The 16,442-nt window shown below is 66.6% G+C and carries 18 protein-coding genes; 12 read left to right on the top strand and 6 right to left on the bottom strand.

Going from position 1 to position 16,442, the window contains the following annotated elements; translation table 11 throughout:
- Positions 1-783: FAD-binding oxidoreductase (locus EQG76_RS07065; protein ID WP_159711893.1), on the bottom strand; the 783-nt coding region annotated here is incomplete at its 3' end.
- A 208-nt stretch (positions 784-991) separates the two neighbouring features.
- On the opposite strand from EQG76_RS07065, the gene EQG76_RS07060 reads away from it, so the two are divergent.
- The gene (locus tag EQG76_RS07060; RefSeq protein WP_159711891.1) at positions 992-1,888 is read left to right on the top strand and encodes a LysR family transcriptional regulator; all 897 of its coding nucleotides are present in this window, start codon (positions 992-994) and stop codon (positions 1,886-1,888) included.
- Between the two features lie 187 nt (positions 1,889-2,075).
- Positions 2,076-3,041: an alpha/beta fold hydrolase gene (locus tag EQG76_RS07055; RefSeq protein ID WP_159711889.1), complete on the top strand. Its 966-nt coding sequence runs from the start codon at positions 2,076-2,078 to the stop codon at positions 3,039-3,041.
- Between the two features lie 80 nt (positions 3,042-3,121).
- Here the strand turns inward: EQG76_RS07055 and EQG76_RS07050 are convergent, their stop codons facing one another.
- Positions 3,122-3,628 carry a DUF1993 domain-containing protein gene (locus EQG76_RS07050; protein WP_159711887.1) on the bottom strand — a complete coding sequence of 169 codons (507 nt, stop codon included), beginning with the start codon at positions 3,626-3,628 and terminating at the stop codon, positions 3,122-3,124.
- A gap of 158 nt (positions 3,629-3,786) precedes the next feature.
- On the opposite strand from EQG76_RS07050, the gene EQG76_RS07045 reads away from it, so the two are divergent.
- The 8 genes from EQG76_RS07045 (at position 3,787) to EQG76_RS07010 (ending at position 11,989) form a co-directional block, all read left to right on the top strand.
- Entirely contained in the window at positions 3,787-4,701 is a 915-nt protein-coding gene (locus EQG76_RS07045; protein WP_159711885.1) for a proline iminopeptidase-family hydrolase, read from the top strand.
- A 185-nt stretch (positions 4,702-4,886) separates the two neighbouring features.
- Positions 4,887-5,780 carry a proline iminopeptidase-family hydrolase gene (locus EQG76_RS07040; RefSeq protein WP_159711883.1) on the top strand — a complete coding sequence of 298 codons (894 nt, stop codon included), beginning with the start codon at positions 4,887-4,889 and terminating at the stop codon, positions 5,778-5,780.
- On the top strand, positions 5,780-6,712 hold the full coding sequence (locus EQG76_RS07035; RefSeq protein ID WP_159711881.1) for a proline iminopeptidase-family hydrolase: 933 nt from the start codon (positions 5,780-5,782) through the stop codon (positions 6,710-6,712). Before EQG76_RS07040 ends, EQG76_RS07035 begins: the two co-directional genes overlap by 1 nt.
- A 15-nt stretch (positions 6,713-6,727) precedes the next feature.
- Positions 6,728-7,666, top strand: coding sequence for an ABC transporter permease (locus EQG76_RS07030; RefSeq protein ID WP_159711879.1), 939 nt, complete (start codon positions 6,728-6,730; stop codon positions 7,664-7,666).
- A 23-nt stretch (positions 7,667-7,689) separates the two neighbouring features.
- Positions 7,690-8,502 carry an ABC transporter permease gene (locus tag EQG76_RS07025; RefSeq protein WP_407925507.1) on the top strand — a complete coding sequence of 271 codons (813 nt, stop codon included), beginning with the start codon at positions 7,690-7,692 and terminating at the stop codon, positions 8,500-8,502.
- On the top strand, positions 8,499-9,482 hold the full coding sequence (locus tag EQG76_RS07020) for an ABC transporter ATP-binding protein (RefSeq protein ID WP_159711877.1): 984 nt from the start codon (positions 8,499-8,501) through the stop codon (positions 9,480-9,482). The genes EQG76_RS07025 and EQG76_RS07020 overlap by 4 nt, the downstream gene beginning before the upstream one ends.
- A complete protein-coding gene (locus tag EQG76_RS07015; protein ID WP_159711875.1) occupies positions 9,479-10,438 on the top strand; it encodes an ABC transporter ATP-binding protein in 960 nt (319 codons plus the stop codon). Before EQG76_RS07020 ends, EQG76_RS07015 begins: the two co-directional genes overlap by 4 nt.
- 33 nt (positions 10,439-10,471) lie before the next feature.
- Positions 10,472-11,989, top strand: coding sequence for an ABC transporter substrate-binding protein (locus tag EQG76_RS07010; RefSeq protein WP_159711873.1), 1,518 nt, complete (start codon positions 10,472-10,474; stop codon positions 11,987-11,989).
- 27 nt (positions 11,990-12,016) lie between these two features.
- Here EQG76_RS07010 and EQG76_RS07005 read toward each other — a convergent pair whose 3' ends face one another.
- The 4 genes from EQG76_RS07005 to EQG76_RS06990 form a co-directional block, all read right to left on the bottom strand.
- Complete coding sequence (locus tag EQG76_RS07005; protein ID WP_159711871.1) at positions 12,017-12,469, bottom strand: CBS domain-containing protein; 453 nt, start codon at positions 12,467-12,469, stop codon at positions 12,017-12,019.
- A 156-nt stretch (positions 12,470-12,625) separates the two neighbouring features.
- Positions 12,626-13,165 (bottom strand): inorganic diphosphatase, encoded by a 540-nt coding sequence (gene ppa / locus EQG76_RS07000; RefSeq protein WP_159711869.1) that lies wholly within the window; start codon positions 13,163-13,165, stop codon positions 12,626-12,628.
- 40 nt (positions 13,166-13,205) lie between these two features.
- A complete protein-coding gene (gene hemF, locus EQG76_RS06995) occupies positions 13,206-14,042 on the bottom strand; it encodes an oxygen-dependent coproporphyrinogen oxidase (protein WP_159711867.1) in 837 nt (278 codons plus the stop codon).
- Positions 14,039-14,551 carry a tRNA (cytidine(34)-2'-O)-methyltransferase gene (locus EQG76_RS06990; protein WP_200840613.1) on the bottom strand — a complete coding sequence of 171 codons (513 nt, stop codon included), beginning with the start codon at positions 14,549-14,551 and terminating at the stop codon, positions 14,039-14,041. The genes hemF and EQG76_RS06990 overlap by 4 nt, the downstream gene beginning before the upstream one ends.
- 182 nt (positions 14,552-14,733) lie before the next feature.
- On the opposite strand from EQG76_RS06990, the gene petA reads away from it, so the two are divergent.
- Positions 14,734-15,288, top strand: coding sequence for a ubiquinol-cytochrome c reductase iron-sulfur subunit (petA, locus tag EQG76_RS06985; RefSeq protein ID WP_159711895.1), 555 nt, complete (start codon positions 14,734-14,736; stop codon positions 15,286-15,288).
- 76 nt (positions 15,289-15,364) lie between these two features.
- Positions 15,365-16,442: cytochrome b (locus EQG76_RS06980; RefSeq protein WP_159711863.1), on the top strand; the 1,078-nt coding region annotated here is incomplete at its 3' end.

Below are 16,442 nucleotides of genomic sequence, written 5' to 3'. Positions count from 1 at the left end.
CCACACCGCCTTGAACACGCTGACCGGCGGGCTCCGCCAGGTCTGCACCCGCCAGCGCGTGGCGATGCCGAGATTGCCGCCGCCGCCACCGCGTACCGCCCAGAACAGGTCGGGCCGCTCGTCGGCCGAGCACTGGATGATGCTGCCATCCGCCAGGACCAGCTCGGCACCCACCACGCCATCGCAGCCGAAGCCCTGGTGGCGCATGGCAAAGCCGATGCCGCCGCCCATGAGAAAGGCGCTGGCGCCCACGCCGCTGCAGCGCCCATGGACGATGGCGAGCGCGTCCTCGTCCCGCGATGCGTCGGCCAGCGCCGCATAGAGGCCGGCATTCAGCGCGCCGCCGCCGAGCTCCACGACCTCGCCACCCGGATCGGGGAAGCGCACGCCGTCCAGGCGGCGCATGTTCACGATCAGGCCCGGCCCGGCGCTGCTGCCGGCATAGCTGTGCCCGCCGCTGCGCGCCGCCACCGGCATGCCCTGCTCGCGCGCCCACAGGATCGCCCGGCCGATCGCCTGCGGATCGCGCGGCAGCACCACCGCGTCCGGCAGATCCAGATCCCAGCGCAGGTTCTGTGGGCGGGTATGGTCGCGATAGCCGGGCTCGCCGCGGCGCAGGAGGCCGCCTTCGCCCATCATCTCCGCCAGCGCCGCCCAGGCCGCGTCGGTGGGCCTGGTCGAGGCGAAGGCCGTCGAGCGGCGCAGGACCAGGGGCGCTGCCAGGCCACCGCCGGCGAGTGCGAGGAAACGACGGCGCGAGGTTGGCCGGACGGGAGGATTCATGATCGTTGGTTCGCGAAAATCTCTGGTGAGCCAGTAATTCCGCAACGAATTGCAACAATCAACCTGGATATAGTCTGGTTGATCCGGATATCTCAAATAAAATGAGCAAGACGTCCACTCAGGCCCTTTGAACTGGAACCTTGCTTGCGACGGAGGCTGTGGTCAGGGATGCGTCGGTACGCGACGAGGCAGAAGCAGAGGGCTGACGGTGGATCGCTGGCAAGCCATGAGGGTATTCGTCAAGGTCGCCGAGTTGGGCAGCTTCGCCAAAGCCGGCCGCCAGCTGCACCTGAGCCCGCCTGCGGTCACCAGGGTGATCTCGGCGCTGGAGGAGGCCATCGGCGCCCGCCTGCTCACCCGGACCACGCGGTCGGTCAAGACCACCGAGGCGGGCGGGCGCTACCTGGAGGACTGCCGCCGGATCCTGGCCGATATTGCGGATGCCGAAGCGTCGGCAGCCGGCTTCCATGCCGATCCTTCGGGCACACTCACCGTCACCGCCCCGGTGATGTTCGGCCAGATGCACGTGCTGCCGATCCTGCTCGAATATCTGGACTTGTATCCGCTGGTAACAGTGCAGAGCGTGTTCGTCGACCGCATCGTGCACATGATCGACGAAGGGGTCGACGTGGCCATCCGGATCGGGAACCTGCCGGCCTCCGATCTGCGCGCCATCCGGGTCGGCTCGGTCAGGCAGGTGATCTGTGGCGCCCCGGCCTATTTCGAGCGGCACGGCATCCCGAAGGTTCCGGCCGATCTCGCCCATCACCGTATCATCGCCCCGACGGCCGCCTGGATGTCGCCCGAATGGCAGTTCGGGGGGAAGACCAGGACGCGCGTCGCCGTCCGCCCGCGCCTCCTCTGCAATACCAACGACGCGGTCATCGCCGCCGTCGAGCAGGGATGGGGCCTCAGCCGCGTCCTCGCCTACCAGATCGCCCCGGCCCTGCGGGACGGCCGTCTCAGGACGGTGCTGTCCGAGTACGAGGACAGCGCTTGGCCGATCCATGTCATCCATGCCGAGGGCCGGCAGGTCTCCGCCAAGGTGCGAGCGTTCGTCGATCTGGCGGTGGAGCGGCTGCGCAGGAACGAACTGATCCATTGAGGCGGAATCGCCGCCGGCGGCTCGGGTCTGCCTGGATTCCCGCGATCAGGTGCAGCGACTATTCCGCCTAGCGGAAGAGTGCCTTTCGGCAGGGCGTCATTAACGGATCGGGCCGCCGCAACATATGGTCGTGCATACCTCCCCGAATGATCATGCGCCCCGACAATAGGGCTCGTGTGATGGAGGGATGAACAGCAACTCGACGTTCGCCGGATACATTGCGGTGACCATCCGAAATGATTTTCCGCCATCGTCCAGGACTGGAGTGACGACCATTCACGCGCCCATCACCGTGCACTATCGTTCGATCGAGGTCGATGGTGTCGAACTGTTCTACCGCGAAGCTGGTCCAGCCGATGGCCCGGTCGTGCTGCTCCTGCACGGCTTCCCGACCTCGTCGCACATGTTCCGCAACCTGATCCCGCTCCTAGCGGATCGCTACCATGTCATCGCCCCGGACTATCCGGGCTTCGGCCAGAGTGCTGCGCCGGATCGCGCGAGCTTCAGCTATGGTTTTGGCCGCTTTGCCGACCTGATCGACGGCCTGCTCGGCCAGTTCGGCGCCCGGAACTATGCCATGTATGTCATGGATTACGGCGCACCGGTCGGCTACCGACTGGCCTTGAAGCACCCGGAACGCGTCAGCGGTCTGATCGTCCAGAACGGCAATGCCTACGAAGAGGGGCTCGGTGCCTTCTGGAACGAACTCAAGGCCTATTGGGCGAGCGGCACCGAGGAACGGCGCAAGGTTCTGGCGGATCAGGTGACGCTGGAGGCAATCAAGTTCCAGTACACTGATGGTGTCAGGGACCTGACTCGGATCAGCCCGGACAACTGGGTCCATGACCAGGCGCTGCTCGATCGTCCGGGCAACCGGGAGATCCAGCTCGATCTGTTCTACGACTATCGCACCAATGTGCAGATCTATCCGCAGATCCAGGCGTTCTTCCGGGAACGGCAGCCGCCGACGCTGATCGTCTGGGGCAAGAACGATCAGATCTTCGGCGTGGCGGGCGCGCATGCCTACCTGCGGGACCTGCCGGACGCGGAGCTGCATCTGCTCGACACGGGCCACTTCGCCCTGGAGGACAAGCTCGACGAGATCGCTCCGCTCATCCACGACTTCCTCGACCGGAAGATCGCCGGACGCTGAGCTTCCGTCATGGGCTCGATCCAGGATCCAGCGGGGCGGCAGCTCGGTCTGCCGTGGCGACCGGCCCGCCGGATACCGGCTCAGAACCCGCCGAGATAATCCATCTTGCCGATCGGCACCCCCTGCTCGCGCAGGATCGCGTAGGCGGTGGTGACGTGGAAGAAGAAGTTCGGCAGGGCGAAGCCCAGCAGATAGGTCTTGCCGTCGAAGCGCAGCTCCCCGCCGCGCGGGCGCAGGACGATCTCGCGGCTCTCGCCGGCTTCGACCTGCTCGGCCGGAACGCTGTCCAGATAGGCGATGGTTCGGGCCAGACGCTCCTGCAGTTCGGGGAAGGTCGTCTCGGTATCGGGGAAGCCCGGGACCTCCTGGCCGGCCAGCCTGGCCGCCGCACCCTTGGCCGTGTCGCTGACCCGCTGGACCTGCTGGTTGAAGGGGAGCATGTCCGGTGCGAGCCGTGCCTCGATCAGCACCGAGGGTGGGTCGCCCCGATCGCCGGCATGGGCCTCGGCTTTGGCGAGGATCGCCTGGAGATTGCGCATGCCGCGGATGAAGACCGGGACGGACGCCTCGTAGATCGACAGGCTCATCGTGAGCATTCCCTTCGGATGGATGACGCGCTCCGCTCTCATGTCGGTAGCCCTGGTCCCCGATGGTAGGCCGCCTGCGCCTCGCCAGCGCTTCCGGATAGCCAATGCCCGGGTCGTACCGCTAAGTCTCGAGCAGGGGTTGGGACTGGAACGCATTCATGAGCATGGTTCGCGAGGACCGCGCGCCCTTTGGCGCGTGGCATACTTGGTACGGGGTGACGGGTGATCTGGGGAACGGCCGCCCGCCGCTGGTCGTGCTCCATGGCGGGCCGGGCTGCACCCACGACTATGTCGACTCCCTGAAGGACATCGCGGCAACCGGCCGGGCGGTCGTCCATTACGACCAGCTCGGCAACGGCCGCTCCACCCATCTGCCCGAGAAGGGTGCGGATTTCTGGACGGTGGAGCTGTTCCTCGACGAGCTGGACAATCTCCTGCGCCATCTGGGCATCGCCGACGACTACCATGTGTTCGGCCAGTCCTGGGGCGGCATGCTGGGCTCGGAGCATGCGATCCGCCAGCCCAAGGGCCTGCGCTCGCTGGTGATCGCCAACTCGCCGCCGTCGATGCGGCTCTGGGTCAAGGAGGCGAACCGGCTGCGCGAGGAACTGCCGGCGGACGTGCAGGCGACCCTGCTGCGCCACGAGGCAGCCGGCACGGCGAACAGCCCGGAATATCAGCAGGCGATGCTGGCCTTCTACGAGCGCCATGTCTGCCGGGTAGTGCCGATGCCCGAGGAAGTGGCGCGCACCTTCAAGGCGATCGAGGACGACCCGACCGTCTACTTCACCATGAACGGCCCGTCCGAGTTTCACGTGATTGGCACGCTGAAGGACTGGTCGGTGATCGGCCGGCTCCACCGGATCCAGGTGCCAGTGCTGCTGATCTCCGGGCGCCATGATGAGGCGACGCCGAAAGTGGTGCAGCCGTTCGCGGATGAGATTCCCGACGTGCGCTGGACGATCTTCGAGCAGTCCAGCCACATGCCGCATGTCGAGGAGCGCGAAGCCTGCATGGAACTGGTCGCGGGCTTCCTGGACGAGCAGGATCAAGCTTGGCACGCGCAGCCCTGACGCTGCGACGACCGGCCATGGCGGATATGTTTGCCTGGTATTGACAGAGTTGCCCGGCAGACGTGGTGGCGGAAATTCCGGCATCGTGCGAGGCTGGCCACGGCCGTCCATGCTTTGCCCGAAACTTGCATGAGTTTGCATGATGTGCGGCCGGACGAGCCGGCAGGGACGAGGAGAGGTTTTGGATGTGGCGTGAGATCGAGCCGGACCGGACTCATGAGGTGCCGATCGACGGCGGCTTCAAGGTGGTCGCCTACGAGTTCGGCTCGGGCGACGAGACCGTGTTCTGCCTGAACGGCGGGCCGGGACTCGCCTGCGACTATCTCCGCGAGGCTCATTCCTGCCTGATCGACCATGGCTACCGGGTGGTGGCGTTCGACCAGCTCGGCACCGGCAAGGCCGACAAGCCGACCGATACCGCACTCTGGACGATCGGCCGCTATGTCGAGGAGACCGAGCAGGTCCGCCGGGCGCTGGACCTGGGCAAGGTCCACCTCCTGGGCCATAGCTGGGGCGGCTGGCTCGGCATCGAATATGCGCTGACCTACCCGGATGCGCTCAAGACCCTGATCCTGGAGGACACGGTCGGCGACATGCCGCATCTGGTGAGCGAACTGGAGCGGCTGCGCTCGGCACTGGGTGCCGAAACGGTTGCGATGATGCAGCGCCACGAGGCCGAGGGCACGCTCGACCATCCGGAATACCAGGCGGCGATCACCATCCTGAACTATCGCCATGTCTGCCGGCTCGACGAGTGGCCGGCCCCGGTCAAGCGCTCGCTGGATGGCTGGAACATGGGTCCCTACGGGACGATGCAGGGACCGAACGAGTTCCTCTACACCGGCAATCTCAAGGACTGGAACCGCATCCCGGACATGCACCGGATCACCGTGCCGGCACTAATCACGGTGGGTCAGCATGACGAGCTGACCCCGGCCTGCGCGCTCAAGATGAAGCTGGCGCTGCCGGATGCGGAGCTGCACTGCTTCCCCAACAGCAGCCACATGCCGTTCTACGAGGAGCCGCACGCCTACTACCCGGTGCTGCTGGCCTTCCTCGAAAAGCACCGAGGCCGTTGATGTACGATCGTGCGGTCCTGGCGGACGGCTTCGTCGTCTGGGACGACCGGCCGGCGGATGCGACCCATGAGGTCGAGGTCGGCGGCGGCCACAAGGTCAGGGTCTATTCCTATGGCGACGGACCGGAGACCGTCTTCCTTCTGAACGGCGGCCCGGGCCTACCCTGCAACTATCTGCGCGCCCCGCATTTGCCGCTGGTGGAGGCCGGCTATCGGGTGGTGGTCCACGACCAGCTTGGCACCGGCGCGTCGGATCATCCGGACGACCCGTCGCTCTGGACGCTGGAGCGCTATGTCGAGGAGGTCGAGGCGGTCCTGGCGGCGCTGGACCTGAAGCGCGTCCATTTCCTCGGCCATAGCTGGGGCGGGTGGTGCGGGATCGAGTATGCGCTGACCTACCCGCAGCGCATCGCCTCGATGATCCTGGCGAACACCGCCGCCGACATCCCGCATCTGCTGACCGAGATCGAGCGGCTGCGCGGGGCGATGGGCCACGAGACCGTGCAGATGATGCAGCGGTTCGAGGCGATGCAGAACTACGACCACCCGGCCTACCAGGCGGTCGTGGAGCTGCTCGACTTCCGTCACATCCGCCGCCTGCCGGAACGGCCCAAGCCTGCCGCCGACAGCAAGGCCGGCTTCAACTACCCGATCTTCCTCGCCGTGCAGGGGCCGAACGAGTACCACTACACCGGCTCGATCCGGACCTGGAACCGGATCGACCAGCTCCACCGCTTCACCTGGCCGACCCTGGTTATCCAGGGCCAGCACGACGTGCTGACGCCGGCCTGCGGCATGCGCATCTATAATGCGCTGCCGAGCGGCGAGATCCGGATCTTCCAGAACAGCTCGCACTCGGCCTTCTACGAGGAGCCGCAGGCCTACCGCCAGACCCTGCTGGACTTTCTCGGCCGTCAGCGAGCGGCGGGCTGAGCCGGACGGCCAACGATGCACCGCTTCCGCTTTGTCCTCTGGCGGCCCTTGCAGCTTCTGCCGGTCCTGTTCGGGATCAGCGTGATCACCTTCGTGCTGATCCGCTCGATCCCGGGCGACCCGGCGAGACTGCTGCTCGGTACCCGGGCGACGCCTACCGCACTGGCCAAGATCCGCGCCCAGTACGGGCTCGATGAGCCGCTCTGGACCCAGTATCTCTATTTTCTGCAGAACCTGTCCCAGGGCGAGATGGGCCGCTCGATCGTGTTCAAGATCGGCGTGCTCGACCTGATGGCGAACCGGATCCTGCCGACCGTGCTGCTGGTAGTAGGCAGCGTGATCCTGTCGCTGCTGATCACCGTGCCCCTGGCCTCGCTCGCGGCGCGCAACCGTGGCCGGACGGTGGACCATGCGATCCGGCTGGTCTCGACCGCCGGCCTGGGTCTGCCGGCCTTCTGGCTCGGCATCATGCTGATCATCCTGCTCAGCGTGAACCTGGGCCTGTTCCCGGTGGCGGGCTTCGGCGACACGTGGCTGGACCGGCTGCACCACATGGTGCTGCCCTGCCTGACCGTGGCGCTGGCGCTCTCCGCCGTGCTGACCCGTAACCTGCGTGCCTCCATGATCGCCGAGATGGCCTCCGACCAGGCGACGGCGGCGCGCGCCCGCGGCCTGCCCGAGCGCGTGATCTTCCGCCGCCACGTCCTGCCGAACTCGTTGGTGCCGACGATCAACCTCCTGGCCGTCAACATCGGCTGGCTGATCGGTGGCTCGGTGGTGGTCGAGACCGTGTTCTCCCTGCCGGGCCTGGGCCAGCTCCTGGTGCGCGGGATCTTCGCGCGCGACTACATGGTGGTGCAGGCGATCGCCATGGCGTTTGCGGTGGCGACCGTGCTGATCAATTTCCTGGCCGACGTGCTGACCGTCGCCATCGACCCGCGGATCAGGCTGTGAGCGTGGCGCTGGCAAGGCCAAGGCTGCGTACCCCGGGGCTCCCTGTGCCCCTGGTGCTGGGCGTGCTGCTGGTGGGTGCCTGGGCGGTGCTGGCCGTCGGTGCTCCCTGGTTGGCACCCTACGACCCGATCGCCCAGGACATGGCGGCCAAGCTGCAGCCGCCTTCCGCGGCGCACTGGCTGGGCACCGATAATTTCGGCCGGGACATCCTCTCCCGGGTGATCTGGGGTGCCCGGATCGACCTGCAGATCGGCTTTCTCGGCGTGATCTTCCCGTTCCTGATCGGCACCTGCATCGGCGCCATCTCCGGTTATGCCGGCGGGATCGTCGACAATGTCTTCATGCGGCTGGTCGACATCGTGCTGGCCTTTCCCTTCCTGGTCCTGATGATCGCGATCATCGCGGTGCTAGGGCCGGGGCTCGCCAGCTTCTACATCGCCATGGCTCTGGTCGGCTGGGTCTCCTATGCGCGGCTGATCCGGGCGCAGGTGCTGGTGCTCAAGCATGCTGACTTCGTGCTGGCGGCGAAGAGCCTGGATTTCGGCCATGGCCGGATCCTGTTCCGTCACATCCTGCCCAACGCGCTCACTGGCTCGATCGTGTTCGCCATGTCGGATGCGGTGCTGGTGATCCTGAACGGGGCGGCGATCTCCTATCTGGGCCTGGGCGTGCAGCCGCCCATCGCGGAATGGGGCCTGATGATCGCGGAAGGGCAGGGCTTCATCACCACCGCCTGGTGGATCACCACCTTCCCGGGCCTGGCGATCGTGGTACTGGCCTTCGGCTTCTCGCTCCTGGCCGACGGGCTGGGCGAACTGCTGGGGGTGCGCGAATGAGCGATGCCCTGCTTGAGGTCCAGGGACTGACCGTCATGTCCGGTCGCGGCAGCGTGGTCGAGGACGTGGGCTTTGCGGTGGCACAAGGTCAGGTGCTGGGCCTGGTCGGCGAGAGCGGGTCGGGCAAGACCGTGACCTGCCGGGCGGTGATCGGCCTCCTGCCCTCGGGCTCGCTCGCGATCACTGCCGGCTCGGTGCGTCTCAGAGGCCAGGAACTGGTTGGCCTCGATGCCCTGGCGATGGGCCGGGTGCGCGGGCGGCGGATCGGCATGATCTTCCAGAACCCGTCCAGTCATCTGGACCCGGTCATGCGGATCGGCGACCAGATCGGTCTGGCGGTACGCCACCATCTGGGCCTGTCCCGGCGGGAAGCGCGGGCGCACGGGATCGAGCTGCTCCGCCAGGTCGGCATTCCGGACCCGGCGGCACGGATCGACAACTACCCGCACGAGCTGTCAGGCGGGATGCGCCAGCGCGCCATGATCGCGACCGCCCTTGCCTGCGACCCGCAGCTCGTGATCGCCGACGAGCCGACCACCGCCCTGGACGTCACCATCCAGGCGCAGATCCTGCGCCTGCTGCTGGACCTGCGCGACAAGCGCGGCCTAGCGATCCTGATCATCACCCACGATCTGGGCGTGGTCGCCCAGACCTGCGACCGGATTGCGGTGATGTATGCTGGCCGGATCGCCGAGCAGGGTGACAAGCGCCGGGTCCTGAGCAGCCCGCATCATCCCTACACCGCGGCCCTGATCCGCTGCCAGCCGGCCAGCGGTGGGGGCCAGGGCCTCCTGCCGACCATCCCGGGCCAGCCGCCCCTGGTTGGTGCGATGCCGCCGGGCTGCCGCTTCCATCCGCGCTGCTCGCGGGCGCAGCCGCGCTGCCGGGAAGTGGTGCCGCCGCTGGAAGCCAAGGGCGACGGCAGAGAAGCGGCCTGCCTCTACCCGATCGAGGCGCCGGTCCTGGAGTTCGGCCGATGAGCGCGCCGTTGCTGGAGGCGAAGGACCTGGTGGTGCAGTTCCGCGGCAGCGGCGGTGCGGTGCGGGCGGTCAACGGCGTGTCGCTGACGGTGCGGCCGGGCGAGACGCTGGGTCTGGTGGGCGAGAGCGGCTGCGGCAAGAGCACGCTCGGCCGGGCGATGATGGGCCTGACCCCGCTCTCCGGCGGCAGCCTGCGCTTTTCCGGCGAGGCGGTGGAGAGCCGCGCGGCCTGGGCAGCACTGCGCCGGCAGACCGCCATGATCTTCCAGGACCCGCTGAACTCCCTGAACCCGCGCCTGCAGGTGGGCGAGACGTTGGCCGAGGTGCTGCGCGTCCACGGCAAGGTGGCGCGTTCCGGCGTGGCCGGGCGGGTCGCCGAGTTGCTGACCATGGTCGGCCTGCGCCCGGAGTTCGCGGCACGGCGGCCGGGCAGCCTGTCCGGCGGGCAGTGCCAGCGGGTCGGGATCGCCCGGGCACTGGCGATCGAGCCGAAGCTGGTGATTGCCGACGAGTGCGTGGCGGCACTCGACGTCTCGATCCAGGCGCAGATCATCAACCTGCTGATCGAGCTGAAGGAGCGGATCGGCCTGGCGCTGGTGTTCATCGCCCACGACCTGGCCCTGGTCCGGCGCTTATGCGACCGGGTGGCGGTCATGTATCTCGGCCGGATCGTCGAGGAAGGACCGACCGAGCAGGTGTTCGGCCGGCCGCTGCACCCTTATGCCGACGCGCTGATCCGGGCGATTCCGGAGATCGACCCCGACCGGCCGCTGCCCGAGGCGATCCTGGCCGGCGAGCCGCCGAGCCCTCTGCGCCTGCCTGCCGGCTGCGCGCTCCATCCCCGCTGCCCCAGGGCCTTCGCCGCCTGCGCCGGGGGGCAGCCGCCCCCGCTGGTGCCGGTCGAGGACCGTGAGGTCGCCTGTCTGCTTTATCGTCCGGCACCGGTGCCCGCCTGAGGGCCGCTGCCATCTCATAGGGAGGTCGAATCGATGAGACGTCGCACCATTCATGCCCTGGCGCTGGTGACCCTGCTTGCCGGTAGCGTACTGGGATCGAGCCTGGCGCTCGCCGAGGGCGGTGTCCTGACCATCGGCCGGCGCGAGGACGGCACCACGTTCGACCCGATCAAGACCGCGCAGAACGTCGACTTCTGGGTGTTCATGAACGTCCACGACGTGCTGGTCCGGGTCGACCGGACTGGCAAGGAGCTGGTGCCGGGCCTAGCCGAGAGCTGGGAGATGTCGCCGGACGGGCTGACCTACACCTTCAAGATGCGCGACGCGAAGTTCTCCGACGGCAGCCCGATCACGGCGGAGGACGCGGCCTTCTCAATCCTGCGCATCCGCGACAGCGAGGAATCGCTGTGGAGTGACAGCTATCAGGTGGTGAAGACGGCCGAGGCCAAGGACGACCGGACGCTGGTGGTGACGCTGAACGCGCCGTCGGCACCGTTCCTGGCGTCGCTCGCCATGCCGGGCGTCTCGGTCCTGTCCAAGGCCGCGATCGAGGCGGACGAGATCGACTTTGGCGAGATGCCGGTCGCGTCGGGCGCCTTCAAGGTCAAGGAGTGGATCCGCGGCGACAAGGTCGTGCTGGAGCGCAACCCGGAGTTCTGGGAGGCGGACAAGGTCAAGCTGGACGGGGTCGAATGGATCTCGGTGCCGGACGACAATACCCGGATGCTGAAGGTGCAGGCGGGCGAGCTGGACGCGGCGATCTTCGTGCCCTTCTCCAGCGTAGCCGAGCTGGAGAAGAACCCCGACCTCACCGTGCACAAGGACCCCTCCACCCGCGAGGACCATCTGCTGCTCAACCACGAGCACCCGGCACTCGCCAAGAAGGAGGTCCGCCAGGCGCTGGACTTCGCGATCGACAAGCAGGCGATCGTCGACACGGTCACGTTCGGTGTGGGCGAGGTGGCGAACTCCTACATCCCGAGGGGCGCGCTGTACCACAACGAAGACAACCTGCAGCGGCCCTACGACCCGGAGAAGGCCAAGCAGCTCCTGGCAGAGGCGGGGGAAAGCGACCTGACCCTGAACTATCTGGTCGAGGCGGGTGCGCAGACCTGGGAGCAGACCGCAGTCCTGATCCAGGAGCAGCTCGCCAAGGCCGGGGTGACGGTCAACCTGCAGAAGGTCGATCCTAGCACTGCCTGGGACATCGAGGTCGCCGGTGAGTATGACCTGGCCGAGAACTACTGGACCAACGACGTCATCGACCCGGATCAGAAGACGACCTTCGTGCTGGGCCACGACACCAACATGAACTACATGACCCGGTACAACAATCCGAAGGTTAAGGAGCTGGTGGATCAGGCCCGGGTCGAGATGGATCCAGCCAAGCGCGAGGCGCTGTACAAGGAGATCCAGGTCATCGCCAAGGACGACGTCCACTGGATCGACCTATACTACAGCCCGTTCGTCAACGTCTCGCGCAAGAGCATCGAGAATTTCTACCAGAATCCGCTCGGCCGGTTCTTTCTGGAAGACACGGTTAAGAACTGAGCGGCCAATTCCAAGAGGCGCGGTCGCTCAGGCGGCGACCGCGTCGTAGCTCTCCGGGCTCGACCGAGCCGCGCGGCCGCGCGGCTCGTCGTCCGGCTCCGGACGCACCAGGTCGAACAGGTCCCGCACCGACACCAAGCCCAGTGGCCGGCCCTCGTCGACCACCGGGAGGTGGCGGAAGCGGCCGGCTCGCATCCGCTCCAGCGCCACGGAAGCGGATTCCTGGGGGCGGACGGTCTGCGGGCCGCGGGTCATGACCAAGCCCAGCGGGGTCGAGCCCAGTTCGAGCTGGAAGGCGATGCAGCGGGTCAGGTCGCGCTCGGTGAAGATCCCAAGCAGGCGGTCGCGTTCGGCCACCAGCACTGCGTCCACACCCAGGCGATACATGCGCAACGCCGCCTCGGCGACGGTGGCGGCACGGGGCAGGATGATCAGCTCCTGCCTGCCGCTGACGAGGTCGGGGATGATCCGTCGCTGCACCTCGTTCCTCCCTGGGAAGCATGGGCATCGACCGGCCGGAGTCTCCCCGGTCCCGCGAATGGCCCGCCAACGGCTTCCAGGGGAGTCAATGTCACGGATCCGGATCTTGAAGTCAAGATCCGGACCAAGTTGTACATTACTGTGACAGAATAATAATCATCCGTTTTTTCGGTTCTTCTCACGCTCGATGGCTTCCTGGATCACGACCTTGGCCTCGTCCACGTCGCCCCAGCCCAGCACCTTGACCCACTTGTTCGGCTCGAGATCCTTGTAGTGCTCGAAGAAATGCTGGATCCGCTTGATGTCTATTTCCGGAATATCCAGGTAGTTCTGCACCTTGCTGTTGATCAGCGTGATCTTGTCGTCCGGCACCGCCAGGATCTTCTCGTCCATCCCGGCCTCGTCCTCCATCTTCAGCACACCGATGGGACGGGCGCGCAGGATCGCCCCAGGCATCACCGCCATCCGCCCGACGACCATGCAGTCCAGGGGATCGCCGTCCTCGGACAGGGTGTTGGGAATGAAGCCGTAATTGCACGGATAGAACATGGTCGTGTACAGATAGCGGTCGACGAAGATCGCGCCGGTCTGCTTGTCGTACTCGTACTTGATCGGGTCGGAGCGCAGCGGCACCTCGATCAGGACGTTGATCTCGTGCGGCGGGTTCTTGCCCGGGGGGATGCGCTCGATGTCCATTGAATTGCCTCGGTTCTTCGGCGTGAGGGAGAAGTAGCGATCACGGCCAGGCGGCGGAAGGCGGCAGCGACATGAGCACCGCCTCGGGGTTGCCGCCGGTCTTGAGCCCGAACTGGGTGCCGCGATCGTAAACCAGATTGAACTCGACGTATCGGCCGCGCTTGACGGCCTGCAACTGCTTGTCGGCCTCGGTCCAGGGCGTGTGCATCCGCCGGCGCACGATCCGCGGATAGACGTCGAGGAACGCCTCGCCCACCGACTTGGTGAAGGCGAAGTCGTGCTCGAAATCGTCCTCCAGGTAGTCGTAGAAGATGCCGCCCTCACCGCGCGCCTCGCCCCGGTGCGGGATGAAGAAATAGTCGTCGGCCCAGGCCTTGTAGCGGGCGTAGCGCTCCGGGTCGAACGGGTCGCAGGCATCCTGCAGCGCCAGATGGAAATCGGCGGTGTCCTCGGCGATTGGGATGATCGAGTTCAGGTCGGCACCCCCGCCGAACCAGCGCCGCGTCGTTACGATGTGACGCGTGTTCATGTGCGCGGGCGGGGCGTGCGGGTTAACCAGGTGGGCCACCAGCGAGATCCCGGACGCCCAGAAGCTCGGATCCTCAGCGGCACCCGGGATCGCCTTGGCGAACTCCGGCGCGAACTTGCCGTGCACGGTCGAGACGTTGACCCCGACCTTCTCGAACACCCGGCCGCGCATCAGCGCCATGACCCCGCCGCCGCCGCCCTCGCGCTGCCAGGGCCGCCGCTCGAAGCGCATCGGCGCCTTGCCCGGTGCGTACTCGTCCTCGATCGCCTCGAAGGCCTGGCAGATCCGGTCGCGCAGCGCCTCGAACCAGGCGCGCGCGCGGCCGCAGCGCTCGTCGTCGTCCCTCACGTCGTCCGTCCCCGTCCTGGGTCCATTTCCGGCACCTGCCGCTCCCGCTCGATCCCGTCGAAGAGGCCGGTCGCCTGCGCCGCATGGGCGAGGACCATGGCGGCTGCCACGACCAGGTTCAAGGAACGGGCCTCCGGACGGATCGGGATCCGCACGCGGGCTTCGGCCTGTGCATGGATTTCCGGCGGGACGCCAGCGCTCTCGCTGCCGAGCAGGAGGATGTCGGTCCTCCGGAACGCGAAGCGATCGTAGCGGCATTCGGCGTGTGTGCTCAACAGGACCATCCGACGCGGCGTCCCCTGCGGACCGTTCGCCAGTGCCGCGCGAAACGAGGCCCAGTCCTGGTGGCGGCGGAGCGACGCCAGCTCGAGATAGTCCATGCCTGCCCGCCGCATCCGCTGGTCGTCCAGCGGAAACCCGCAGGGTTCGATGATGTGCAGCCCGATGCCCAAGCATGCCGCCAGCCGGACCGCAGCACCGACATTGCCCGCCTGGTCCGGGCAGTACATGGCGATCTCGATGCCGGTCTGTTGCCGCTCCACGTCCGCGCTTTCCTGGAGTGATTCGTGCCTGACGAAATTTGCGAGCACCTTCATGGACTTGTGCGACCGATCGTCGCTTGTCGGGGCGCTGCACCCTCCGTATCTTCCGCCCCGCTTTCCTGACATGCCCCATGGAGAGGCGCATTCACATGGCCGAAACGACGGTTCGACACGGCGAGAGCGGCGGCGCCACCCGGCGCGACGTGCTCGACGTGGTCACGTGGTCGGCGGTTGCCATCGGCGCCGGTACGATGGTGTGGCCGCTCATCAGCAGCATGAACCCTTCGGCCGACGTCCTCGCGTTGTCGTCCACCGAGGTGGACGTGTCCCAGGTTCCGGAAGGTTCGGGCATCACCGTGATGTGGCGCGGCAAGCCGACCTTCGTGCGCCATCGCACGCCTGCCGAGATCGAGGAGGCGAGGGCGGTGCCGCTTTCCGCGCTGAAGGACCCGCAGACCGACGAGGAGCGGGTGAAGGCCGGCAAGGAGGCCTTCCTGATCGTCGGCGGCAACTGCACCCATCTCGGCTGCGTGCCGCTTGGCAACAAGTCAACCGACGACCGCGGCGACTTCGGCGGCTGGTTCTGCCCCTGCCATGGCTCGCACTACGACACGTCCGGGCGGATCCGCCTGGGGCCGGCGCCGCTCAACCTGCCCGTGCCGGAGTATGAATTTATCTCCGACACCGTGGCCCGGATCGGCTGAGCCGACGTACAAGAAGTGGATGCGGTGGCGCCCGGGGGACCGACCGAGGCGCCGGACCGCGAGCAAAGGGACGAACATGGCGGCGGGCTCCGGAAAAGTCGTCTTCAAGAGCAGTTTGCTCCGCTGGATCGACGACAGGCTTCCGATCGTAAGTGCGCTCTACAACGATGCGGTCGTCTATCAGACGCCCCGCAATCTCAATTATTGGTGGAACTTCGGGTCGCTGGCCGGCGTCATGCTGACGCTGCAGATCATCACCGGCATCGTGCTGGTGATGCAGTACACGCCGCATGCCGACATGGCGTTCGACAGCGTCGAGCGAATCATGCGCGACGTGAACTATGGCTGGCTGCTGCGCTACGCCCATGCGAACGGCGCCTCGATGTTCTTCATCGTGACCTACATCCACATGTTCCGTGGGCTCTATTACGGCTCCTACAAGGCGCCGCGCGAGCTCCTGTGGATGCTGGGCGTCGTGATCCTGCTTCTGATGATGGCCACCGCCTTCATGGGCTACGTCCTGCCCTGGGGCCAGATGAGCTTCTGGGGTGCACAGGTCATCACCTCGCTGTTCTCGGCCTTCCCGCTGATCGGTGACCCGATCGTCACCTGGCTGTGGGGCGGCTTCGCGGTCGACAACCCGACGCTCAACCGGTTCTTCTCGCTGCACTACCTCCTGCCGTTCGTGCTGGTCGGCGTGGTGTTCCTGCACCTGATCGCCTTACACACCCACGGCTCGAACAACCCGATCGGCATCGACGTCAGCAAGAAGGACAAGATCCCCTTCCATCCGTACTACACGGTGAAGGATCTGCTGGGCCTGTCGGTGTTCTTCCTGTTTTTCTCCTACTTCCTGTTCTTCTACCCGAACTCGCTGGGCCATCCGGACAACTACATCCCGGCCGACCCGCTGGTGACGCCGGCTCATATCGTGCCGGAATGGTACTTCCTGCCGTTCTACGCGATCCTGCGCTCGACCGTGTACGAGAGCCTGTTCACCCCGCTCGCGATCTTCGGCTACCTCGGCATCACCGAGAAGCTGATGGGCGTCATCGCGATGTTCGGCTCGATCCTGGTGCTGCTGGTCCTGCCCTGGCTCGACACCAGCCGGGTGCGCAGCGCCACGTTCCGGCCGATCTACAAGTGGGTGTTCT

The sequence above is a fragment of the Geminicoccus flavidas genome (assembly GCF_009806515.1).
Taxonomy (GTDB): Bacteria; Pseudomonadota; Alphaproteobacteria; order Geminicoccales; family Geminicoccaceae; genus Geminicoccus; species Geminicoccus flavidus.
Note: the sequence above shows the minus strand (reverse complement) of the source record. Positions and strands in the feature narration are given on the sequence as shown.

Bases quoted from the DNA above. Each gene is read 5' to 3' on its own strand.
- EQG76_RS07055 (WP_159711889.1), top strand. From the start codon at position 2,076: ATGAACAGCAACTCGACGTTCGCCGGATACATTGCGGTGACCATCCGA.
- petA (WP_159711895.1), top strand. From the start codon at position 14,734: ATGGCCGAAACGACGGTTCGACACGGCGAGAGCGGCGGCGCCACCCGG.
- ppa (WP_159711869.1), bottom strand. From the start codon at position 13,165: ATGGACATCGAGCGCATCCCCCCGGGCAAGAACCCGCCGCACGAGATC.
- EQG76_RS07050 (WP_159711887.1), bottom strand. From the start codon at position 3,628: ATGAGCCTGTCGATCTACGAGGCGTCCGTCCCGGTCTTCATCCGCGGC.
- EQG76_RS07020 (WP_159711877.1), top strand. From the start codon at position 8,499: ATGAGCGATGCCCTGCTTGAGGTCCAGGGACTGACCGTCATGTCCGGT.
- EQG76_RS06990 (WP_200840613.1), bottom strand. From the start codon at position 14,551: ATGTACTGCCCGGACCAGGCGGGCAATGTCGGTGCTGCGGTCCGGCTG.
- EQG76_RS07035 (WP_159711881.1), top strand. From the start codon at position 5,780: ATGTACGATCGTGCGGTCCTGGCGGACGGCTTCGTCGTCTGGGACGAC.
- EQG76_RS07010 (WP_159711873.1), top strand. From the start codon at position 10,472: ATGAGACGTCGCACCATTCATGCCCTGGCGCTGGTGACCCTGCTTGCC.
- EQG76_RS07040 (WP_159711883.1), top strand. From the start codon at position 4,887: ATGTGGCGTGAGATCGAGCCGGACCGGACTCATGAGGTGCCGATCGAC.
- EQG76_RS07015 (WP_159711875.1), top strand. From the start codon at position 9,479: ATGAGCGCGCCGTTGCTGGAGGCGAAGGACCTGGTGGTGCAGTTCCGC.
- EQG76_RS07030 (WP_159711879.1), top strand. From the start codon at position 6,728: ATGCACCGCTTCCGCTTTGTCCTCTGGCGGCCCTTGCAGCTTCTGCCG.
- EQG76_RS07045 (WP_159711885.1), top strand. From the start codon at position 3,787: ATGAGCATGGTTCGCGAGGACCGCGCGCCCTTTGGCGCGTGGCATACT.